The sequence below is a fragment of the Streptomyces sp. NPDC001137 genome, assembly GCF_040298885.1.
In the GTDB taxonomy this organism is placed as follows: domain Bacteria; phylum Actinomycetota; class Actinomycetes; order Streptomycetales; family Streptomycetaceae; genus Streptomyces.
Genome location: NZ_JBEPBA010000031.1, coordinates 1 through 21,179, shown reverse-complemented (window position 1 = coordinate 21,179; position 21,179 = coordinate 1). Strand labels below are relative to the sequence as shown.

The following is a 21,179-nucleotide window of genomic DNA, read 5'->3' as shown; positions in this document are numbered from 1 at the left end:
TGATACGTAAGAATCTTTAGCTGTACGCGTAGTGATCGAATCCGTAGCGTCAAAGCCATGACCAACGCTCTGACCGCCGCGGCCGCGGGCTTCGGCACCGGCCTGTCACTCATCGTCGCCATCGGCGCCCAGAACGCCTTCGTCCTGCGCCAGGGAATCCGCCGCGACGCGGTCCTCGCCGTCGTCGGCATCTGCGTCCTGTCCGACGCCGTCCTCATCGCACTCGGTGTCGGCGGCGTGGGAGCGGTGGTGGTCGCCTACCCGCAGGCGCTCACCGCGGTCGGCCTGATCGGCGGCGCCTTCCTGCTCTGCTACGGCGCCCTCGCCGCCCGCCGGGTGCTGAAGCCGGGCGGCGCCCTGCAGACCGAGGGGGAGACGGCGCTCTCGCGCAGGCGGGCCGTGCTGACCTGTCTGGCACTGACATGGCTCAACCCGCACGTCTACCTCGACACCGTGTTCCTGCTCGGCTCGATCGCCGCCCACCGCGGCCCCCTGCGCTGGACGTTCGGCCTCGGAGCCGCCCTCGCCAGCCTGTGCTGGTTCGCCGCGCTCGGATTCGGCGCCCGTGCTCTGGGCCGCTTCCTGGCCAGGCCGGCCGCCTGGCGGATCCTGGACGGCCTCGTCGCCGCGACGATGATCACACTCGGCGGCCTGCTCGTCGCCAGGGCCTGAGAAGCCGAGCCACTGCATCTGCGGATCCAACCCGCGCTCCGCACCTCCGTCGACGGTCGCCGTAAGGCCGGCCTGGGCGGCTGCCGCCTCGACCTTCAGCTCGGAAGGTCGGAGAACTCTGATCACGAGTTGAGCAGGCACTGAAGTCCACAACCCGGGCATCCGCGCCCCGAACTCTCGGGCGGGGCTGGGATAGTGAACCCCGGCCCCGAAAGATGTATCGAGCAACCAGGAAGCCCGTGGACACCAGTGAGAGCAGTACCGAACCGCAGACACCGGACCCGGTCGCGGCCGACCCGCCGCGGCGCGGCTGGCGCCGCTGGGCCATGGACACCCGGCCGCTGCGCATCCCGGCCTACCGACGGCTGTGGTCCTCGACGATCGTCACGGCCGTCGGCAGTCAGCTCACCGCGGTCGCCGTGCCCAAGCAGATCTACGACATCACCGGCTCCTCCGCGTGGGTCGGCGCGGCGAGCCTCGCCGGGCTGCTGCCGCTGATCGTGTTCGCGCTGTGGGGCGGCGCGGTCGCCGACAGCATGGACCGCCGCAAGCTGCTCCTGATCACCAACAGCGGCATCGCCGTCACCTCGCTGCTGTTCTGGCTCCAGGCCTTCACGGGGCTCGAGTCCGTGGCCGCGCTGATGGTGCTGCTGGCGGTGCAGCAAGCCTTCTGGGGGCTGAACGCCCCCGCCCGCAACGCCTCCATAGCCCGCCTGGTCCCCGAGGGCCAGCTTCCGGCGGCCAACGCCCTCGGCTCGACGGTCATGCAGACCGGGCAGGTGGTCGGACCGCTGCTCGCGGGCGCCCTGATCCCCGTCATCGGTCTGCCCGAGCTGTACCTGATCGACGCCCTCGCCCTCTGCGTCACGGTGTGGGCGGTCTACAAGCTGCCCTCCCTGCCGCCCCTGACGGGCACCGAGAAGCGACGCGCGGGCGTACGGGAGATAGCGGAGGGCTTCCGCTACATCTCCGGGCACAAGGTGCTGCTGCTGTCCTTCCTCGCCGACATCATCGCGATGGTCCTCGGCATGCCCCGCGCCCTGTTCCCGCAGCTCGCCGCCCAGACCTACAGCTCCTACGGCGAAGGGCTCGCCCTCGGTCTGCTGTTCGCGGCGATCCCCATCGGAGCGGTGCTCGGCGGTCTGTTCTCGGGCACGTTCTCCCGGGCCCGCCGGCACGGCTGGATGGTGATCGGCGCGGTCGTCGCCTGGGGCGCGGCGATCACCGGCTTCGGGCTGAGCGGCAACCTGTGGATCGCGGCCGCGTTCCTGGCCCTGGCCGGCGTCGCCGACATGGTCTCGATGGTCTTCCGCGGTGCGATCCTGCTGTCCGCCGCCACCGACGAGATGCGCGGCCGTATGCAGGGCGTCTTCACGGTCGTCGTCGCGGGCGGCCCGCGCCTGGCCGACGTCCTGCACGGCACCGCCGGCTCGGCCTTCGGCCCGCGCGCGGCCGTGGCGGGCGGCGGCCTCCTCGTCGTCGCCGTGATGCTGGCCCTGACCGCAGCGATCCCGGCACTGCGCCGCTACCGCATCTGACCCCGAGGCGGGGCCAGGGCCCGTCCGGCGGATCAGCTCGGCGTCGCGGGCCCTGGCTGCGCTCCCCGATCCTCCCAGGGGAACGGGGAACCTCAGCGGTGTTCGCCGCCGGATGCCGGCGCTGGGTGCTGCAGTCGCACGCCGCTGGGCGCCGCTGCGAGGCGCGTCCGACAGTCGACCCGACCTGCCGGACGGGCTCTAGAGCACGCTGCGCCCGCGGCCCATGTGCTGTTCCATGAGCTTGCCCCGGGTCACCTCCAGCCGGTGGGCGAGGATCTCCGCGACGCTGCGCACCAGCGCGAGCCCGAGCTGGGTGTCCTGCTCGCACAGCCGCAGCACGGCCGCCGCGTCGAACTCGTAGGCGCGCACGGGGCTGAAGGCCTCCGCGCCGAAGTCCCACTCGTGTGGCGGGAACAGCCAGGACCAGCCGAGGAGATCGCCCGAGCCGAGGCTCGCCACGGTCACCCGCTGCAGCGAGTTGACCCGCTGGTCGAGCGAGACGGCGCCCGAGCGGATGACCCAGAAGCGGTCGGCCCTGCCGCCCGCCTCGAAGATCCGGGTGTCCTCCGGGAAGGAGACCTCCTGCGCGAGCGTCATCAGGCTCTGCCGCTGGGGCGGGGCAAGGGCGGTCAGCAGTTTTATGGCTTTGGTCATGACGCGGGGCTCCTCGCCGGGATCGGTTCCGGTGCTTTCCCTACGCCCATTTCAGCCGCTGCCGACGCCCCGAGCACCTCGGCGGACAGCAGTTCCCGCCGGGAATCTCCAGGGCATGAAAAAGCCCTGGCTGGACGGGGGAGGCCAGCCAGGGCCGTAAGCGGTGGCGTCGGAGGACGGTACGGTCGACTCCGTCACCACGTATGAATGAACCGTAAACCATCTGCCGGTGTTTTGCCCCGCCAGAAGCGGGTCACGTGACCGGTTTCACTCCTCGGCCTCTTCACCGGCCGCCACGACCCTGATCGTCTCGAGTTTCGAGTCGCTGGGGTCCGGCAGGTACATCCCCGCCTCCAGACCGGTGCGCAGATAGCGCAGAACGGGCTCGGTGAGCCGCTCGCCGGGCAGTACGGCCGGGATTCCGGGCGGGTACGGCGTGATCATCTCCGCCGCGATGCGGCCTGCGGCATCCTCGATGGGTATGTTCTCCGCGGGGCCGAAGAAGGCGTCCCGGGGCAGTGCCGCCTGCGTCAGGCGCAGCTCGGAGGGCGACGGCACATCCACCCGCGGGCCCGGTCCGAGTCCGGGCGCGGCGCGAGCCAGGTCCTTGAGCGCGGCGAGCAGTTCCCCGGTCGTCTGCCGGTCGTCTCCATGGGTGATCTGCGCGCCGATGCGGCGGTGGTCCACCAGGTGGGCGTCCAGGGCCCGCTGGTCCCGCAGCCAGTCCGCGGCCTTGAACCCCGTGATGCCCAGCCCGGCGATGTCGATGATCACGGGCAGCGGGTCGAGATCGTCGGCCCGGTCCGGACCGCAGAAGTCCTCACGGTCGTTGACATGCATCCCGTCGATCTCCTCGATCGCGGCACGGACCTCGGCCGCGAGGTCCAGCGCACCGCCCATCAACTCCCTGCCGTGCAGGGCCATCTGGCGGCGCCAGCCGTCGAGTCCGGCGTAGATCAGCACCGACGGGCTGGTGCTGCCCAACAGATCGGCCCGCATCTTCAGCAGATCCGGCGGGACGAGGTCGCCGCGGAGATGGAAGACGGAGCCCTGTTCCAGGCCGCTGCCCATCTTGTGGATGCTCGTCACACAGATGTCCGCGCCGGCGTCCATCGCCCATGTCGGCAGGTCGGGATGGAAGGGGAGATGGGCGCCCCAGGCCTCGTCCACGACCAGCGGGACGGAGCGCCGGTGGCAGACCTCGGCGATCGCCTGCAGTTCCGCGCAACTCCCGTACGGCGTGGGGCTGGTGACCAGCGCACCCTTCGCATCGGGATGAGCCTCGAAGGCCGCCTCGAAGCTCTGCGCCGACGGCGGATGCGCGAGGTGGCGTTGCGGGTCCCAGCGCGGCTCGACCCAGACGGGCTCGATGCCCGAGAGGATCAGCCCCGACACCACCGACTTGTGGGCGTCCCGGCCGATCAGCAGCTTCTCGTGCGGTCCCGCCACGGCCAGCATCGCCGCCTTGACGGACAGGGAACTGCCGCACGTGGTGAAGAACGTGTGCTCGGCGTGCACGGCGTCGGCCATCAACTCCTCGGCACGCACCAGCACCCGTCCCCGGGTGAGCCGGTCGTCCAGCCCGCCCGATGCCAGTACGTCACCGAGGAAGACCGCATCACCCAGCACCTCCCGTACGGCGGGATCGGCGCCGCGGGCCTGCTTGTGGCCCGGCGGGGTGAACCCCAGCCGCCCGCGGCGGTGGTAGTCGGCCAGGGCTTCCAGGATGGGCGCTCGGCTGTGATCGACAGTCATGCGCACCCGGGTTCCCGCCATCGGACACCGCCAACCGGGCGCGCACCGAGCCGTCGAAGCGGACGCCCGGCCCGTCGCTCAGCCCTGTCCGCCGGCTTTGCCCGGGGTCACGATCTCGTCCAGCACCCTGAGGACGGCTTCATAGGCCAGCGTCCGTACGGCGGCCTCGCGCGCAGCCTCGGGCTCGTCCGCCCGCAGGCCCTCGTCCCGCTCCCGCCACCGGCGCTGCTCCTGCTGCGCGCAGGCCCGCGCACGCTGGATGCGCCGCAGCAGTTCGTCTGAGTCCACTACATCGGTCATGACATCCGCGTACCCCCCGATGGCCCGGGCACGTACTTTCCGCCGGGAGGTTTGGCCGGGCCTGCGCAGGTGAGCCGAACAAGGAGACCTGCGGTGCCCGCGCAGCAGGAGGCGCAATCGCTGCGAACGGGCGGGGGAAAGCCGTGTCCGAGAGGCGTGTGCCCGGACTGCGGCGGCCGCGGGCGAGGCAGGGTCCGGCTTCCCTCCCCCTGCACAAGGGAGGCCGGTTCTTCACCGATCAGGGAGCCAGGCGATGTGCGAGGAGCACGGGACCGAATCCACCCTCGGGCGGCTGGGCGCGCAGCGGACCGGACCGCCGTGTTCGTGCAGGCCCGCCGAGGCGCGCAGGGCGGTCGAGCGGGCGGTCAATGAACGCTGCAGGGCCACCCACACCCACTGCGACGAGGAGGCCCTCGGGGACGCCCTGCTCGTCGCCACCGAGCTGACGACCAACGCCATCCTGCACGGCGGCGGCGTCACGGACTTCCGCGTCGACGTCCTGGGAACGGGCGTGCGCGTCTCGGTGAGCGACCGCAGCGACCGGCTGCCGGTGACCAGGCAGCCCACGGACCCACGGCGACGGCACCGCGTCGGCGGCCACGGCTGGCCCATCGTGTGCCGGCTGGCCCGCGACGTGCGCGTGTCGGAACTGCCCGCCGGCGGCAAGTGCATCACGGCCGTGGTCCCCTTCCACTGAAGGCCTCCACAAGGCGGCGTTTGTTCCCTCGACCGCCGGGCATACGGATGTTCGTGCTTCGGACCGGAGGCGCGCCAGCGGGAGCGATATGGCTGCCCTGGACCCTCCATTCGGTCCGGGCGTCGGTCTTCCCGCGGTAAGTCCCTGAAACCCCTCGTTCAGGAGCGAATCCGCATGCTTATCGACATGTCGACCAGCACTTCCGGCACCCAGGCCCGGACGACCGCCGCCACCCGGCGGCGGCACGACGACGCCCCCGACACGGCGGACCTTTTCGCCCGCCTCGCCACCTTGGAGGACGGCCCCGAGCGGGAGGCGGTCCGCGACGAACTCGTCACGGCCTGGCTGCCCATGGCCCACCGGATCGCCGGCCGCTTCCGCGACCGCGGCGAGTCCATCGAGGATCTCCGCCAGGTCGCGGCGCTCGGCCTGGTCAAGGCGATCGACCGGTATGCCCCCGAGCGGGGAGCGTTCGAGAGCTATGCCGTGCCCACCATCACCGGTGAGGTGAAGCGCCACTTCCGGGACCGTATGTGGGCCCTCAGGGTGCCCCGCCGGATCCAGGAACTCCGCAACAAGGTGCGGGTGGCCCGCCGCGAGCTGACCCAGACCCCGGGCAGCTCCGAACCCTCCGCCGCCGACATCGCCGCCCACACCGGGCTCACCGAGGACGAGGTCAACTCCGGCCTGGAGGCCCTCGACAGCTTCAGCACCCTTTCGCTGGACGCCGAGCTCTCGGGTGACGAGGACGGCTACAGCCTCGCCGACACCCTCGGCGCGGCGGACTCCGCGTACGACGTCGTGATCGACCGCGAAGCCGCCAAGGAAGGCCTGCGGCGTCTGCCCGAACGCGACCGCGCCATCCTCTACATGCGCTACTTCGAGGACATGACACAGAGCCGGATCGCCGACCGGTTCGGCATTTCCCAGATGCATGTCTCCCGCCTCATCAGCCGCAGCTGCGCCCGGGTGCGGGCCGAGGCGCTGGGGCAGGCGGCCGGCAACGGACGGGCGGCCGCGGCTTGAGCGGCCCGCAGCGAGGAGGAGGACCGATGCTGATCCCTCATCCTGCCGTCCTGCGCAGGCTTGTCGAGGAGTACGAGACCGCGCTGGCCGAGGAGGCCGGGCGCGGCGGCGGGGCGAGCCCCCGGGTCCAGGACCTGGCCTACACCCTGTGCGTGTCGACCGGCACGCGCAACGTGGCACGGGCGCTGGAAGCGGCACACCGGCTGCTCGCGGCCACACCCCCGTCACGATCGGCGGCGCCGGAGATCGGAATCCGGTGACACCGCGCATGGACGACGTCCAGGTCGCCGGCCGGGCGGAGCGCGGCCCGGTCACCGAGAAGCACACCTGCCCTGCGGAGCCCGGGAGGTGCCCGTGAATTCCAGTGCCATGGCGCGGACGAGCAGGCGCGAGGCCGAGCGGGCGGCGCGCGGCTCGGTGACCGAGGGCGCCGCCCGGGCGGGGCTCGCCGCCCGCGGCGTCATCTACCTCCTGGTCGGCGTCCTGGCGCTGCAGATCGCGTTCGGGGACGGCGGCCGGCAGGCGGACCGCGGTGGCGCCCTCGCCACGCTGGCCGGGCAGCCGTTCGGCACCGTGCTGCTGTGGGCGCTGGGTCTGGGGCTGGCCGGCATGGCGGTGTGGCGGTTGTCGGAGGCCGTGTTCGGCTCGGTCGGCCCGGACGGCCGTACGCCACGAAAGCGGCTGCTCGGGGTCGCCCGCTGCGTTTTCTACGCGGTGGTCGCCTACTCGGTGCTGACGTTCGCGGCGGGCCCGCACGGCGGCGGCAGCCGGTCGAGTGACGCCCAGTCCCGTGATGTCACGGCCAGGGTCCTCGACCTGCCCGCAGGGCAGTGGCTCGTGGGCGCGGCAGGTGCCGGCGTCGTCGTGGCGGGCGTGTGGATCGGTGTCCAAGCCGTGCGGCGTGACTACCGCGAGCAGCTCAAGCTGGGTGAGATGTCCCCCTGGTCGCGACGGCTGGTGGACGTCACCGGCGTGGTGGGCGGCGCGGCGCGCGGCCTGGTGTTCGCCGCCGCGGGGACCTTCGCGGTGCGCGCCGCGGTCGACTACGACCCGAAGCGGGCGAAGGGGCTCGACGACACGCTGCGCTCGTTCGCCCACACTCCGCTGGGTCCGTCGCTGCTCGCCTGCGTCGCGGCCGGTTTCGCCCTGTTCGGTCTGTTCTCGTTCGCGCTGGCCCGCTGGGGCAGGGTCTGACACGCGCCACACGGGGAACACGAATCGGATGAACGAATCCGAGTTTCCACCGGAGCACCGGCCCGTCGACCTCTACCTCGGTCTCCTGCGCACCCGGATGGACACGGAGGACTTCCGGCAGCTGCTGGGGGTGGTCGAACCGGTCCTGCGGGCGCTCGAGGAACAGCGCATGCCTTCCGTGGACTTCGCGCTCGGCGACGACCACGGGGAGGGGCTGTCCCAGGAGGTCCGTGACGAGGCGGCCCTGGTCATCGCCGCCGCCGTGACCGGCCGGCTCGACAACGAGGTCGTCGAGATCGACCTCGAGGGGACCGGCCCGATCAGGGTGATCACCGATGCGGACACCGCCTCGGACCCGGTGCGGCTGGGTGAGATCGCCGACTACATCCGGGAGAGGCACCGCCAGGACGAGGAGCTGCGCGGCATCGCCGAGGTGAGCGGTCTGCCCACCGACTTCTGAGGGCAGGCGCTCACCGCTTCGGCGTAGCCACCGGCACCTTCAGTGGCCGGGCCAGGCCGACCACCGCCTCGTCGAGGCGCTGCAGATGCCGTAGCACCCGGTCGGTGATGCGGCCGTAGCGTGAGCCGCCGGGCAGGTCGGACTCCAGGAGGGAGGCGATGCTCGCCCCCGTCTCGACCTCGACGGCGGCCCGCCCGTCCGCGACACGGGCGGCGATCGTCCCGATGTTGCCGAGGATGCGCTTGCCGGCCCGCCGCAACCGCGGATCCGCCGCGATCGAGGGATGCGTCGGCAGCAGCTCGGCCATCGCGGCCAGCGAACGCGCGTGGTACGCGCAGGTCTCCAGCAGGGCCACCACATAACGGGCGGTGTTGCGCCGGGCCCGCAGCGGAGTGACCGGGTGGGTGAGGGGCTGGGTGGCGGTGCGCAGGTCCGCCAGCGCCTGGTCCAGGTCGCGCGCCTTGTCGAGGAGCTCGGCCGGGTCCCCGCCGCTGAGCTGGTCGACGGCGGCCTCGGTGACGTCGGCGAGCCGCTCCAGGGTGGTGACGAGGAGGTCGTTGGTACGGCGGTCGGTGTGCACCGGCAGGACGAACGCCGCGGCGATGATCCCGCAGGCCGCCCCGAGCGCCGTCTCCTCCACCCGCAGCACCAGCACCGACAGGCTGTAGGTGTGCAGCAGGGTGTACAGCACGCCCAGCGCCGCGGTGACGAAGAAGGACATCAGCGTGTAGGACAGCGGGGCGGTGTAGAACATCGCGAACACGCACAGCAGCACCAGCGCGAACGCCGTCCAGGTGTGGTGCCCGACCAGCGCCGCGAGCAGCAGACCGGCCACCACGCCGAGCACCGTGCCCAGCAGCCGCCGGTAGCCCTTGACCAGGATCTCGCCGGTCGAGGCGGTGTTGATGAACACGATCCAGCAGGTCAGCACCGCCCAGTACCAGCGCTGGCTGGAGAGGAACTCACCGCCGACGATCGCCAGCGCCGATCCCACCGCGACCTGCACGGCGGCGCGGGTGGTGGGCCGCTTCAGACCTTTCGGCGCCTCCTCGGTGGCCTCCTCGCCCGCGTCGATCGCCGCGTCCTCCGCGTCCAGTTCCTCGCGTGAGCGTGCCGTCGACGGGGTGTCGTCCGCGTCGTCCTGAGGGTCGCCGAGTGCGATCCGCAGCCCGAGCACCGCGCGGGCGGCCTCGCCGACACCGCGGAAGACGTCCTGGACGGCGGGGGAGGCCTTCGGGAGGTTCTCCTCGTCGCGGTAGCCGAGGAGCCGGTTGCGCAGCTGGGCCAGGCCGGTTCCCAGGTCCTCGGAGACGGGCCGCAGCACCAGCAGGCGCAGCGCCCCCAGGTCGCGGCGCAGGGTCGCGGTCGACTCGTCCTGTACGGGCAGCCGGCCGCCCGGCGGAACGGGCGCCCCCGGCAGATGCAGGGTCAGGGTGTCCGCCCGCTCGGCGCTGCGGGCGTTCAGCAGCAGCAGTCCGAGGCGTTCTGCGGCGATCTCGGCGTCCGCGATGCGGCGCTGCACGAGCCGGGCCACGGCCTCGTCGGCGGTGCCCTCCTCCAGCCGCCCCTGGATCATCATGGCCGTCTCGTTGAGGCGGGCGGTGCCGTCGCGTACGTCCTGAAGCGCCTTGTCGATCTCGTCCGGTCCGGCGTCGAGGAGGGCGAGCTGTGCGGTGACCAGTTGCGCCAGCCGGGCGCGGAAGGCCTCACGCAGCCGTTGCAGGATGCCCGCGGGCGTCTCGGGTACGAGCGCGAAGCGCACCACGGCGCTGCAGGCGACGGCGACGGCAACCACGCCCCACAGCTGCGGCAGCGCGGACATGGTGGCGCCGACGAACAGGGACATGAAGTAGACCTGGAAGCCGATCAGCCCGAGCGCGGTGCCGCGGTCACCGAAGCGGCGGGCGTAGACGGCGCAGAAGATGAGGGCGACGAAGAAGAGGTCACCGCCCACCACCCGGGTGTGCAGGAGCGCACCCAGGGACACGGAGGCCAGCGCGACCGGAAGGCCCAGCGCGAGTGTGACGGCCTGCGGGCCGCGCTGCTTCTCCCGGATGGCGAAGGTGGAGACCATCGCCGCGATGGCGCCCGCCACCAGATGGCGCACGTCGGCGCCGAGCAGGGAGAGCACGGCCAGCGTGAGGGCGATGGCGCCCACCGTTCTCAGGCCCGCGGCCAGCCGGAGCAACCCGGGATCGGAGGCCGCGACGAGATCGCGCAGCCGTGCCCGGACCGACCCTTCCGCTGCCCTCACGCCGCCGTACTCACTCCCGCTTCACGTCATGATCCGGATCTCAGCATGGCACGACGTGACCGGAGCGTGCGCACCGCCTCAGGTCTCCTTGCGGTCCGTCTCCTCGACATGCGCGCGTACCTGTTCCGGCGTCATATAGGCGTTGGTGAACTCGAAGTCCTTCAGCGTGGCCGCCTTGCGGGCCTGGAAGCCGGTACGGACGAAGTCGTCGCCGGCCAGGGCGTTGAGCGTCCAGTTCGTCGCCACACGGACCTTGGCGACGTTGGTGCGCAGAGCCATCCAGTGGTAGCCGCGGGCGGCCACCTGGGCGGGCAGACCGCGCAGTTCGATGCCGAGCGGCTTGGAGACGGCGTCCTTGCCGCCGAGGTCGACCACCAGCCCGAGGTCCTTGTGGACGTACGGCGTCAGGGGTTTGCCCCGCAGGGTCGCGATGACGTTGTCCGCGACGTGCTTGCCCTGCCGCATGGCGTGCTGCGCGGTCGGCGGGCAGATCGCCGACTCGTCGTCCTTGGCCTTGTCCGGCACCGCGCCGGAGTCGCCCAGCGCGAACACGCCGTCGTGGCCGGGCAGGTTCATCTCGGCGTTGACGGCGAGCCGGCCCCGCACCGTCTCCGCGTCGAGCGTGGCGATGAGCGGGCTCGCGACGACACCGGCGGTCCAGATCAGGGTGCGGGTGGGGATCACCCGGCCGTCGGTGAAGGTGACCTCCTCGGGGCCCGCCTTGGCGATGGAGACACCCAGCGAGACGTCGATGCCGCGCCGCTTGAGGATCTCCTGGGCGCTGCGGCCGAGCTTGTCGCCCAGTTCGGGCATCAGCTTCGGGGCGATGTCGATCAGATGCCATTTGATCAGCGCCGGATCGATGCGCGGGTAGCGCTTGACCGCGGCGTGCGTGAGCTTCTGCAGACAGGCGGCGGTCTCGGTGCCGGCGTAGCCGCCGCCGACCACCACGAACTGCAGCCGCGAGGCCCGCTCCGCCGGATCGTCGCTGGCGTCGGCCAGGTCGAGCTGGGAGATGACGTGATCGCGGATGTACGCGGCCTCCGCGAGGGTCTTCATACCGAAGGCGTGCTCGGTCAGACCCGGAATGTCGAAGGTGCGGGTGACGCTGCCGGTGGCCAGCACGATGTAGTCGTACGGCTCGTTGACGATCCGGTCGGTGATGGTGCGGATGACGCAGACCTTGGCCTTCAGGTCGACGCCGATGGCTCCGCCCGGAATGATCCGGGTGCGGTACTTCTTGCTGCGCCGCAGCGAGACGGCGATCGACTGGGGCGTCAGCACCCCGGAGGCGACCTGGGGCAGCAGCGGCAGATAGAGCTGGTAGGCGAACGGCGTCACCAGGGTGACCTCCGCTTCGTCGGGCGCGAGTTTCCGCTCCAGCCGGCGTACGCACTCCACGCCGGCGAAACCTGCGCCAACCACCAGGATCCTGGGTCGTGTCACGGTGTTCATCCCTCTCTGCGGCTCCAGGCGGTCTGCATCCAACGCCCTTCGCATGCCCTGGATCGCTGCTTGCACCACATCGATCCCACCGTGGCCCCAGCCGTTCCGCCAGCTGGGTGCGGCAGGCAGACGAACGCGTCGAGCACCACCATGCCCGTCTGCATGCGGAAACGCACCGGTCAGGAGTGAACCTTTTGGATCACGTGCTGCACAGGAAGTGGCGAGATTGTGTTCGGCGCGGTCAGCGGAACACGTTGTCGGCCTCGTCCCAGCTCGACAGTTCGTCCGGCACGGTCTGCCGGGGAGCACGGGTGCGTGCCTGGTACATCGCGTCGATCTCGAACGCGTAGTGCCGCACGATCGCGTCCCGGCGCAGCTTCATGGACGGCGTCATCAGCCCGTTGGACATGTCGAACTGCTCCGGCAGCACCCGGAAGACCCGGATCGACTCCGAGCGCGACACGGCGCTGTTGGCCGCGGCCACGGCCCGCCCGATCTCCTCGCGCAGCGCGTTCTCCTCGCGAGCCTCCCGGCTCGGCGTGTCGCTCTGCAGGGAGAGGGAACCGCGCCAGTACGCCAGGAACTTCGGATCCAGGGTGATCAGCGCCCCCACACAGGGCCGGTTGTCGCCGACGACGACCGCCTGGTGGATCAGCGGATGCATCCTCAACCGCTGCTCCAGGGCGGACGGGGCGACGTTCTTGCCGCTGCTGGTGACGATGATGTCCTTCTTGCGGCCGGTGATCGTCAGATAGCCCTGCGCGTCGATCCGTCCGAGGTCGCCGGTGGCCAGCCAGCCGTCGCGCAGCACGGCCCGCGTCGCCGCCTCGGCGTTGATGTAGCCCTGGAACACCGAGGGACCGCGGACCAGGATCTCGCCGTCCTCGGCCACCGCGATCTCGTTGCCCGGCAGCGCCTGCCCGACGGTGCCCGACATCTCCCGGCCCAGCGGCTGCGCGGTGATGCCGCCGGCGGCCTCCGTCAGGCCGTACCCGTCGTCCACATAGATTCCGATCCCCTCGTAGAACAGCGACAGTTCACGGCTGAGGGAGGAGCCGCCGGACGACGCCCGCATCACCCGGCCGCCGATCGCCGCGCGCAGCTTGCGGTACACCGTCCGCTCGAACAGGGCGTGTTGCAGCCGCAGATCGAAACCGGGCCCCGAACCGCCGCCCAGCCGGTGCCGCTCCAGCGCCGCGGCGAAGTCCCGTGCCGTGTCCGCGGCCCGCTCGAACAGCGCCCCGCGGCCCGCCTCCTGGGCGACGCGCAGGAAGTTCTTGTAGATCTTCTCCAGGAGCGAGGGAACCGCGCACAGATACGTGGGCCGGAAGGAGAGCAGGGACGCCGAGAGCGCTTCCTCGCTCATGTCGGGCTCGTGCGCCATCACCATGCCGCCGCGGATGCACAGGGTTTGCACCAGAAGGCCGTAGACGTGCGAGAAGGGCAGGAAGGCGAGCACCGAGGCCTGCTGCTCGCCCGGCGGGATCACGGTGTGACCCCAGCCCCTCAGCAGGGTGTCGCAGGCGCTCGCCAGGTTGCGGTGGCTGAGCGCGCAGCCCAGCGCCCGGCCCGTGGTGCCGGAGGTGTAGCTGATGGCCGCCGTGGAGTCCGGCAGCACGATGCGGCGCAGCGAGTCGACCGTGGCGAGCGGGATGAACCTGCCGCGCTCCCGCAGGTCGCCCAGCGCCCCCGCGTCCAACTGCCAGACGTGGCGCAGCAGCGGCAGCGCCCCGCACACGGAGCCGACCGTCATCACCGCCTGCTCGTCCTCCACCACCACGGCCACGCAGCCGGCGTCCCGCAGGACCCACTCCACCTGGTCGCGCGAGGAGGTCGGGTAGATCGGGACGACCTCGGCACCGACCGCCCACAGGGCGTGGCTGAGCACCGTCCACTCGTACCGGGTGCGCGCCATGATCGCGACGCGGTGGCCGGGCGAAATCCCGCACGCCACCAGCCCCTTGGCCAGATCCACCACCTCGTCCCGTACCTCCACGGCGGTCACTTCCTCCCAGGTGGTGGAGGACGGGGCGGGGCGGCGCGCGAGCATGGGCAGGGTGGGGTGGTGAGCTGCCGTGTCGAAAACGGTGTCGGCCAGTCCGCCGGTCAGGGGCGAGACGGTGGGGGGAGCGAGGGCGAAGTCGCGCATGCGCTGCTCCTGAGCTGTACGGAGGGTGACCATGCCGACGAGTTCCGTTGTCGACGGTGCTCGAATCTAGCCCAGGTGGGTGCGGATGGTGACCGGAACCTGCGAAGTTGCGGATCCGTGATGATCAGGCCTGGGTGTGACGCACGCAGCCAGTGACGACCTCCCGCAGATTGCCGTTGCGCGCCAGGAGTTCACGCTGAACCTGTGCGCCGGTGCCGCCCTTGAGCAGCCGGACGCAGGTCTCCCGGGCACGCTCCAGGTCGCCGCTGTCGGCGAGCGCGTCGCCGATGTGTTCCAGCAGCGCGCCCACCACGTTCTCGGCGGGCTGCCGCCGCATGGTCACGGGGTGCAGCAGCTCGTCGGTGAGACCGGAGCGCGCGGCCTGCCAGGCGGCCAGCCGGAGCAGGCTGACGCTGTGGTCGAGGGGCGGGTGGCCGTCCCACCACTCCCGGGCGGCGGTCTCCACGAGACCCCGGGTGAGCGTGGCGACGAGGGCGGCCGTGTCGGCGTGCAGGCAGACGTCCGCGACCCGGACCTCGACGGTCGGGTACTGCCGGGACAGACGTGCGTCGAAGTAGATCATCCCCTCGTCGAGGATCACCCCGCTCGCGACCATGTCCGCCACCCGCCCGTGGTAGCGCTCGGCCGAGCCGAAGACCTCGGTGGGACCGGCCGACGGCCAGCGCTGCCACACCCGGCTGCGATAGCTGTTGTAGCGGGTGTCCCTGCCCTGCCAGAACGGGGAGTTGGCGCTGAGCGCGGAGATCACCGACAGCCAGGGCCGGATGCGGTCGAGGACCGCGACGCCCTCCTCGTCGGAGTCGACGGAGACATGGACGTGACAGCCGAGCACGAGCTGCTGCTGTACGGCGATGCCGTACTGCTCCTCCATCCACTGGTAGCGGCTTCCCCTGGTGACGGTGGGGCTGACGGGCAGGGGCGAGGTGGCCAGCGCGGCCACCGTGCACCCGATCTCCCCGGCGTGCCGGGCGGCCTCCCGGCGACAGCGCACGATCTCCGCGTTCAGGTCCGCCATGTCGGACTGGGGATGCGTGTTGAACTCCAGCATCTGGTTGTACAGCTCTTTCTCGAACACGCCCTCGCAGGTGTCGTCCCGCGCCGCACGGGCGAGCACCGCGGCGGACAACGCCTTGGGCTCGCCCGTCTCCGGGTCCACCAGGAGGAGCTCCTCCTCCACTCCGACGGTGCGCACGTGTGGCCGCCTTTCTGTGGCCGGGCTGCGGCTAGGACGAGCACCGAGTACCCCGCCTGGCCGGTCACAGCAGCGGAGTCAGCCAGATCGTGGCGAGCGGCGGCAGGGTGAGCGTGATCCTTGCCTCCTCCACCTTGACGTCGTCGGGGTTGGTGACGTCGCTGCCGCCGTAGCGCATGGCGTCGGTGTTGAGGATCTCCCGCCAGGCGGGCACCTCGTCGGGCGCCCAGAGGCGGTAGTCGTGGCGCACCACGGGGGAGAAGTTGGAGACCGCGAGGAGCGGGCTGCCGTCGCTGGCGAACCGCAGGAAAGCGAAGACGTTGTCCTCGGCGGCGTCCCCCATCACCCACTGGAAGCCGCAGGGCCGGGTGTCCTGCTGCCACAGCGCAGGGGTGCGGCGGTAGACGGCGTTGAGGTCGCGCACCAGGTCGCGGACTCCGCGATGGTCGGGCTCGGCGCCGTAGCCGGGGTCGACCAGCCACCAGTCCGGCCCGTGCTCCTGGGACCATTCGGAACCCTGGGCGAACTCCTGCCCCATGAACAGGAGCTGCTTGCCCGGGTGGGCCCACATGAACCCCAGGTACGCCCGGTGGTTGGCGCGTCGCTGCCACCAGTCGCCCGGCATCTTCGACACCAGCGCCTGTTTGCCGTGCACCACTTCGTCGTGCGAGATGGGCAGGACGTAGTTCTCGCTGTAGGCGTACACCATCGAGAACGTCATCTCGTTGTGGTGGTACTTGCGGTGCACCGGCTCGTGCTCCATGTAGCCGAGGGAGTCGTGCATCCAGCCCATGTTCCACTTCAGGCCGAAGCCCAGCCCGCCGCTGTCGGTGGGGCGGGTGACCCCGTCCCACGCCGTGGACTCCTCCGCGATGGTCACCACGCCGGGCGCCCGCCGGTACACGGTCGCGTTCATCTCCTGCAGGAACGCCACCGCGTCCAGGTCCGCCCGCCCTCCGTGCACATTCGGCGTCCACTGGCCCGAGTCGCGCGAGTAGTCCAGGTAGAGCATGGAGGCCACGGCGTCCACCCGCAGACCGTCGATGTGGAACTCTTCGCACCAGTAAACAGCGTTCGCCACGAGGAAGTTGCGCACCTCGATACGCCCGAAGTCGAACTCGTAGGTCCCCCAGTCCGGGTGCTCGGCCCGCCGCGAGTCCCCCGGCTCGTACAGCGGATCCCCGTCGAACCGCGCCAGGGCCCAGTCGTCCTTGGGGAAGTGGGCGGGCACCCAGTCCATGATCACGCCGATGCCGGCCCGGTGCAGGGCGTCGATCAGGTACTTGAAGTCGTCGGGCGTACCCAGCCGCGACATCGGCGCATAGAAGCCGGTGACCTGGTAGCCCCAGGAACCGGCGAAGGGGTGCTGGGCGACCGGCATGAACTCGACGTGGGTGAACCCCAGACCGCTCACGTACGGCGGCAGCTGCTCGGCGAGTTGGCGATACGTCAGCCCGTGCCGCCAGGAGGGGAGATGGATCTCGTACACGGAGAAGGGCGCCTCGTGCACCGGAAGGTCACCGCGGTGCGCCATCCACTCCTCGTCGCCCCACTCGTAGTGCGAGGCGTGCACGACCGACGCCGTGTCCGGCGGGACCTGCGCGTAGCGCGCCATGGGGTCGGCCTTGAGGAAACGGCCACCGTAGCGGGAGGTGATCTCGAACTTGTACAGCGCGCCCTCCCCGATACCGGGCACGAACAGCTCCCACACCCCCGAGGCGCCCAGGGAGCGCATCGGCAGAGCTGTTCCGTCCCAGCAGGTGAAGTCCCCGGCGACCCGGACGCCCTGGGCGTTCGGGGCCCACACGGTGAACCGGGTGCCGGTCACGCCCTCGTGTTCCATGGGCTCGGCGCCGAGCGCCTTCCACAGCTGCTCGTGCCGGCCCTCGCGGATGAGATGCAGGTCGAGCTCACCGAGGGCGGGCAGGAAACGGTACGGGTCGGCCGTCTCGTGCTCACCGTCCGCGTACCGCACCACCAGCGTGTACTCGGGGATCGCGTCGAGGGGCAGCACCCCGGAGAACAGGCCGTCGCCCTCCGAGGCCAGCGCTCGCCGCCTGCCGTCGACGACGACGCTCACCGCGCGGGCGTAGGGCCGTAGCGCCCGGAAGACGATGCCGTCCGGGACCGGGTGGGCGCCCAGCAGCGCGTGCGGGTCGTGGTGCCGGCCGGTGAGCAGGCGTTCTCGTTCGCCGGGATCCAGGGCGGGCGCGCTCGCACATCCGGCGGTGTGCGGTCCGGACGGCTCGGGGAGCGAGGTGTCACGCAGGGCCACGGGGTCAGCCTCCTCTTACGGCGAGACGTTCGATCGCCGCCATCGGTACGGGGAGCCAGTCCGGCCGGTGCCGGGCTTCGTACAGGACCTCGTACACGGCTCGATCGGTCTCATAGGCACGGAGCAGTCCGTGCTTCTTGCGCGGGTCCCAGCCGGCCCGCTCGGCGTAGCCCGCGCAGTAGGCCTCGCGGCAGCGGCGCGCCCACTCCGGGCGCCACGGGCGGCGCTGGCGGGCGGCGTAGTCGAAGGAGCGCAGCATGCCCGCGATGTCCCGCACCGGGGACTGGGTGCTGCGCCGCTCGGCGAGCGGGCGGGACGGCTCGCCCTCGAAGTCGATGACGAACCAGTCCCGGCCGGCCCGCAGCACCTGCCCCAGGTGCAGGTCGCCGTGGATGCGCTGGGCGGGCGGCCCCGGATCGCAGGCGACGAGGGCGCCGAAGGCGGTGCGCAGCCGGGGCACGTACGGGCGCAGCGCCGGCACACAGTGGGCTGCGGCGTCCAGGCGCTCGGTCATGGCCGCCGCCGTCCGCACGCTCTCGTCGTGTGCCCCGGCGGGGAAAGCGGCCGCCAGCGCGAGGTGTACCTCCGCGGTGGCCCGGCCCAGCTCGCGGGCCTGCACGGTGAACTCGTCGCCGGCGGCGAGCGCCTGCAGGGCCAGCGCCCAGCCGTCGGAGGCATCGGGCAGGAACGGCTGCAGCACACCGAGCGTCGCTTCCTGCGGATGCGTCGTACGGAACCACGCCACCGGCGCCGGCACCCGGCCGCAGCCCTGCCCGGCCAGCGCGCCCGGTACTTCCAGGTCGGGGTTGACGCCGGGCTGCACGCGCCGGAACACCTTCAGGATGAACTCGTCGCCGTACACCAGGGAGGAGTTGGACTGCTCGGCCTCCAGCACCCGCGGCACCAGCCCGGCGGGCACATGCACGGACGGATCTGCCTCGAAGCGCAGCGGGCCCGCCGCACCGGGCTGCCGCAGCCGCTCCAGGAGCAGTTGCGCCGAACGGGGATCCTGCAGCGCGTCGTACACCGTCAGACCGGCCAGCGGGCCCTCCTCCGCCCTGCCGATCAGGGCCCGTCCGAGCCTCGGTGACAGGTGCCGGCGCACGCCGAGCAGCAGCTGGTAGCAGTCACCGGCGGGCGTGGCGCCGCTGGGCGCGGGCAGGCCGCTCTGACCGGTGTGCACCAGCAGATGCAGACAGCCGGGGAACAGCTCCGTCATGGACAGCAGGCCGAGGTCCGTGACGGGTCGGTCCTTGCCCGCGAACCAGCGCTGCCTCGGCAGCCACTCGCGCAGCAGCCCGGCGAGCGAGGTCATGGGCCCGGCGGCGACGCTGGGTCTCGGGCGGAGCGGTGCGGTCTTCGCCATGGTGACGCGTCCTTTCCTCGCCTCACGCCAGAGGACGGCGGCCGATGCGGGATGCGACTCGGGTGAGCCGGAACCAGTAGAAGCCGTGGCCGGCGAGGGTCAGCAGATACGGCAGCTCACCGATGGCCGGGAAGCGCACCCCGCCGATGAGCTCCACGGGATGGCGCCCGTCGAAGGCCCGCAGATCGAGCTCGGTGGGCTGCGCGAACCGCGAGAAGTTGTTCACGCACAGCACCAGGTCGTCGCCGTACTCCCTGAGGAAGGCCAGCACCGCCGGATTGGAGGACGGGAGTTCCGTGAAGGACCCGAGGCCGAAGGCCGGGTTCTGCTTGCGGATCTCGATCATCCGGCGGGTCCAGTGCAGCAGCGAGGACGGGTCGGACATGGACGCCTCGACGTTGCTCACCTGGTAGCCGTAGACCGGGTCCATGATGGTCGGCAGGAACAGCCGCCCGGGGTCACAGGACGAAAAACCTGCGTTGCGATCCGGTGTCCACTGCATCGGGGTGCGTACGGCGTCGCGGTCGCCGAGCCAGATGTTGTCGCCCATGCCGATCTCGTCGCCGTAGTAGAGGATCGGCGAGCCGGGCAGTGACAGCAGCAGGGCGGTGAACAGCTCGATCTGGTTGCGGTCGTTGTCGAGGAGCGGGGCGAGCCGGCGGCGGATGCCGATGTTGGCGCGCATACGCGGATCCTTGGCGTATTCCGCCCACATGTAGTCGCGTTCCTCGTCGGTGACCATTTCCAGGGTCAGCTCGTCGTGGTTGCGCAGGAAGATTCCCCACTGGCAGCCCGCGGGGATGGCGGGGGTCTTGGCGAGGATTTCCGAGACGGGGTAGCGGGATTCCCGTCGTACCGCCATGAAGATGCGGGGCATGACGGGGAAGTGGAATGCCATGTGGCATTCGTCGCCGCCGCTCTGGAAATCGCCGAAGTAGTCGACCACGTCCTCCGGCCACTGGTTGGCCTCGGCCAGCAGCACGGTATCCGGATACATCGCGTCGATCTCGCGGCGGACGCGCCTCAGGAACGCGTGGGTGGCGGGCAGATTCTCGCAGTTGGTGCCCTCGGCCGCGTACAGATAGGGCACGGCGTCCAGGCGGAATCCGTCGATGCCCAGGTCCAGCCAGAAGCGCAGGGCGGCCAGGATCTCCTCCTGGACGGCCGGGTTCTCGTAGTTGAGGTCCGGCTGGTGGGAGAAGAAGCGGTGGAAGAAGTACTGCCCGCGGACGGGATCGAAGGTCCAGTTGGAGACCTCGGTGTCGACGAAGATGATCCGCGCGTCGGCATACTGCTTGTCGTCGTCGGCCCACATGTAATAGTCACCGTAGGGGCCGTCCGGGTCTTTTCTCGATTCCTGGAACCACGGGTGCTGGTCGCTGGTGTGGTTCATGACGAAGTCGATGATGACGCGCATGCCGCGCTGGTGGGCGGCGTCGACGAATTCGACGAAGTCGGCGAGGTCGCCGAATTCGGGCAGGACCGAGGTGTAGTTGGAGACGTCGTAGCCGCCGTCGCGGAGCGGTGACTTGAAGAAGGGCGGCAGCCACAGGCAGTCGACGCCCAGCCACTGCAGATAGTCCAGCTTGGCCGTGATCCCCTTGAGGTCGCCGATGCCGTCGCCGTTGCTGTCCTGGAAGGAACGGACGAGGACCTCGTAGAAGACGGCACGCTTGAACCACTCCGGGTCCCGGTCCTTGGCGGGAGTGTCCTCGAAGGTGTCCGGGACGGGCTGGTTGACGGTCATGTCGCTCTGAATCTCCGATCGGTGGCTACGCGGACGACTGCTGGATGTGGAACACGTGTGCCGGGGCCCGCCCGGGATCCAGGCGCACATAGTTGGTTCTGCCCCAGTGATAGGTCTCACCCGTCAGTTCGTCGTGCGCGGACATGAATGCGTGCCACTCCAGACCGAGTTGCGGCATGTCCAACGAGACCGTGGCCTCCTGGGTGTGGTGCGGGTCGAGGTTGACGACGACGAGGACCGTGTCCTGGCCCGTGGTCTTGCTGTAGGCGATGACCATGTCGTTGTCGGTGTGGTGGAAACGCAGGTTCCTGAGGCGCTGAAGAGCCGGATGGCGCCGTCGGATGGCGTTGAGCCGGGTGATGAGGGGGGTGATGGTGCGGCCTTCGCGTTCGGCTGTTTCCCAGTCGCGGGGGCGCAGCTGGTATTTCTCCGA

18 protein-coding genes are annotated in these 21,179 nt (G+C 70.9%); 7 read left to right on the top strand and 11 right to left on the bottom strand.

Annotation, left to right across the window (positions count from 1 at the left end):
• Positions 1 to 57 precede the first annotated feature (57 nt).
• Positions 58 to 672, top strand: a complete 615-nt coding sequence (locus ABT254_RS40445; protein ID WP_351482144.1) for a LysE/ArgO family amino acid transporter — start codon at positions 58 to 60, stop codon at positions 670 to 672.
• 239 nt (positions 673 to 911) lie between these two features.
• The gene (locus tag ABT254_RS40440; protein ID WP_351482141.1) at positions 912 to 2,210 is read left to right on the top strand and encodes an MFS transporter; all 1,299 of its coding nucleotides are present in this window, start codon (positions 912 to 914) and stop codon (positions 2,208 to 2,210) included.
• Between the two features lie 198 nt (positions 2,211 to 2,408).
• On the opposite strand, the gene ABT254_RS40435 is transcribed toward ABT254_RS40440, so the two are convergent.
• The 3 genes from ABT254_RS40435 to ABT254_RS40425 all read right to left on the bottom strand — a co-directional run bounded on the left by ABT254_RS40435 (position 2,409) and on the right by ABT254_RS40425 (position 4,919).
• Entirely contained in the window at positions 2,409 to 2,864 is a 456-nt protein-coding gene (locus ABT254_RS40435; protein ID WP_351482138.1) for a cyclic nucleotide-binding domain-containing protein, read from the bottom strand.
• A 267-nt stretch (positions 2,865 to 3,131) separates the two neighbouring features.
• Positions 3,132 to 4,619: an aminotransferase class I/II-fold pyridoxal phosphate-dependent enzyme gene (locus tag ABT254_RS40430; protein WP_351482135.1), complete on the bottom strand. Its 1,488-nt coding sequence runs from the start codon at positions 4,617 to 4,619 to the stop codon at positions 3,132 to 3,134.
• A 78-nt stretch (positions 4,620 to 4,697) separates the two neighbouring features.
• Entirely contained in the window at positions 4,698 to 4,919 is a 222-nt protein-coding gene (locus tag ABT254_RS40425; protein WP_351482132.1) for a hypothetical protein, read from the bottom strand.
• Positions 4,920 to 5,172: 253 nt separating this feature from the next.
• Here ABT254_RS40425 and ABT254_RS40420 point away from each other — a divergent pair, with 253 nt between their 5' ends.
• From ABT254_RS40420 to ABT254_RS40400, 5 genes are all read left to right on the top strand, one after another.
• On the top strand, positions 5,173 to 5,616 hold the full coding sequence (locus ABT254_RS40420; RefSeq protein WP_351482130.1) for an ATP-binding protein: 444 nt from the start codon (positions 5,173 to 5,175) through the stop codon (positions 5,614 to 5,616).
• A gap of 174 nt (positions 5,617 to 5,790) precedes the next feature.
• Positions 5,791 to 6,642 carry a SigB/SigF/SigG family RNA polymerase sigma factor gene (locus tag ABT254_RS40415; protein WP_351482127.1) on the top strand — a complete coding sequence of 284 codons (852 nt, stop codon included), beginning with the start codon at positions 5,791 to 5,793 and terminating at the stop codon, positions 6,640 to 6,642.
• 26 nt (positions 6,643 to 6,668) lie between these two features.
• A complete protein-coding gene (locus ABT254_RS40410) occupies positions 6,669 to 6,902 on the top strand; it encodes a DUF5133 domain-containing protein (protein WP_351482124.1) in 234 nt (77 codons plus the stop codon).
• Positions 6,903 to 6,996: 94 nt separating this feature from the next.
• Entirely contained in the window at positions 6,997 to 7,836 is an 840-nt protein-coding gene (locus ABT254_RS40405; RefSeq protein WP_351482121.1) for a DUF1206 domain-containing protein, read from the top strand.
• A gap of 28 nt (positions 7,837 to 7,864) precedes the next feature.
• On the top strand, positions 7,865 to 8,296 hold the full coding sequence (locus ABT254_RS40400; protein ID WP_351482118.1) for a hypothetical protein: 432 nt from the start codon (positions 7,865 to 7,867) through the stop codon (positions 8,294 to 8,296).
• Between the two features lie 10 nt (positions 8,297 to 8,306).
• Here ABT254_RS40400 and ABT254_RS40395 read toward each other — a convergent pair whose 3' ends face one another.
• From ABT254_RS40395 to ABT254_RS40360, 8 genes are all read right to left on the bottom strand, one after another.
• Positions 8,307 to 10,550 carry an FUSC family protein gene (locus tag ABT254_RS40395; protein ID WP_351482115.1) on the bottom strand — a complete coding sequence of 748 codons (2,244 nt, stop codon included), beginning with the start codon at positions 10,548 to 10,550 and terminating at the stop codon, positions 8,307 to 8,309.
• A 78-nt stretch (positions 10,551 to 10,628) separates the two neighbouring features.
• On the bottom strand, positions 10,629 to 12,005 hold the full coding sequence (locus tag ABT254_RS40390) for an NAD(P)/FAD-dependent oxidoreductase (protein WP_351482112.1): 1,377 nt from the start codon (positions 12,003 to 12,005) through the stop codon (positions 10,629 to 10,631).
• A gap of 232 nt (positions 12,006 to 12,237) precedes the next feature.
• Complete coding sequence (locus tag ABT254_RS40385; RefSeq protein WP_351482109.1) at positions 12,238 to 14,145, bottom strand: AMP-dependent synthetase/ligase; 1,908 nt, start codon at positions 14,143 to 14,145, stop codon at positions 12,238 to 12,240.
• A 124-nt stretch (positions 14,146 to 14,269) separates the two neighbouring features.
• Complete coding sequence (locus tag ABT254_RS40380; RefSeq protein WP_351482107.1) at positions 14,270 to 15,358, bottom strand: glutamate--cysteine ligase 2; 1,089 nt, start codon at positions 15,356 to 15,358, stop codon at positions 14,270 to 14,272.
• Between the two features lie 64 nt (positions 15,359 to 15,422).
• Positions 15,423 to 17,633: a 1,4-alpha-glucan branching enzyme gene (glgB, locus tag ABT254_RS40375; protein WP_351482103.1), complete on the bottom strand. Its 2,211-nt coding sequence runs from the start codon at positions 17,631 to 17,633 to the stop codon at positions 15,423 to 15,425.
• Between the two features lie 4 nt (positions 17,634 to 17,637).
• Positions 17,638 to 18,999: a maltokinase N-terminal cap-like domain-containing protein gene (locus ABT254_RS40370; protein WP_351482100.1), complete on the bottom strand. Its 1,362-nt coding sequence runs from the start codon at positions 18,997 to 18,999 to the stop codon at positions 17,638 to 17,640.
• A 22-nt stretch (positions 19,000 to 19,021) separates the two neighbouring features.
• Positions 19,022 to 20,746 (bottom strand): maltose alpha-D-glucosyltransferase, encoded by a 1,725-nt coding sequence (treS, locus tag ABT254_RS40365; protein WP_351482097.1) that lies wholly within the window; start codon positions 20,744 to 20,746, stop codon positions 19,022 to 19,024.
• A gap of 25 nt (positions 20,747 to 20,771) precedes the next feature.
• A partial coding sequence (locus ABT254_RS40360; RefSeq protein WP_351482094.1) for an alpha-glucosidase C-terminal domain-containing protein occupies positions 20,772 to 21,179 on the bottom strand: 408 nt, incomplete at its 5' end.

What these genes read in the sequence shown, in the direction of transcription:
- ABT254_RS40445 (WP_351482144.1), top strand. Translation starts at nt 58, where the DNA reads ATGACCAACGCTCTGACCGCCGCGGCCGCGGGCTTCGGCACCGGCCTG.
- ABT254_RS40435 (WP_351482138.1), bottom strand. Translation starts at nt 2,864, where the DNA reads ATGACCAAAGCCATAAAACTGCTGACCGCCCTTGCCCCGCCCCAGCGG.
- ABT254_RS40430 (WP_351482135.1), bottom strand. Translation starts at nt 4,619, where the DNA reads ATGACTGTCGATCACAGCCGAGCGCCCATCCTGGAAGCCCTGGCCGAC.
- ABT254_RS40425 (WP_351482132.1), bottom strand. Translation starts at nt 4,919, where the DNA reads ATGACCGATGTAGTGGACTCAGACGAACTGCTGCGGCGCATCCAGCGT.
- ABT254_RS40420 (WP_351482130.1), top strand. Translation starts at nt 5,173, where the DNA reads ATGTGCGAGGAGCACGGGACCGAATCCACCCTCGGGCGGCTGGGCGCG.
- ABT254_RS40415 (WP_351482127.1), top strand. Translation starts at nt 5,791, where the DNA reads ATGCTTATCGACATGTCGACCAGCACTTCCGGCACCCAGGCCCGGACG.
- ABT254_RS40410 (WP_351482124.1), top strand. Translation starts at nt 6,669, where the DNA reads ATGCTGATCCCTCATCCTGCCGTCCTGCGCAGGCTTGTCGAGGAGTAC.
- ABT254_RS40400 (WP_351482118.1), top strand. Translation starts at nt 7,865, where the DNA reads ATGAACGAATCCGAGTTTCCACCGGAGCACCGGCCCGTCGACCTCTAC.
- ABT254_RS40390 (WP_351482112.1), bottom strand. Translation starts at nt 12,005, where the DNA reads ATGAACACCGTGACACGACCCAGGATCCTGGTGGTTGGCGCAGGTTTC.
- ABT254_RS40385 (WP_351482109.1), bottom strand. Translation starts at nt 14,145, where the DNA reads ATGCGCGACTTCGCCCTCGCTCCCCCCACCGTCTCGCCCCTGACCGGC.
- ABT254_RS40370 (WP_351482100.1), bottom strand. Translation starts at nt 18,999, where the DNA reads ATGGCGAAGACCGCACCGCTCCGCCCGAGACCCAGCGTCGCCGCCGGG.
- treS (WP_351482097.1), bottom strand. Translation starts at nt 20,746, where the DNA reads ATGACCGTCAACCAGCCCGTCCCGGACACCTTCGAGGACACTCCCGCC.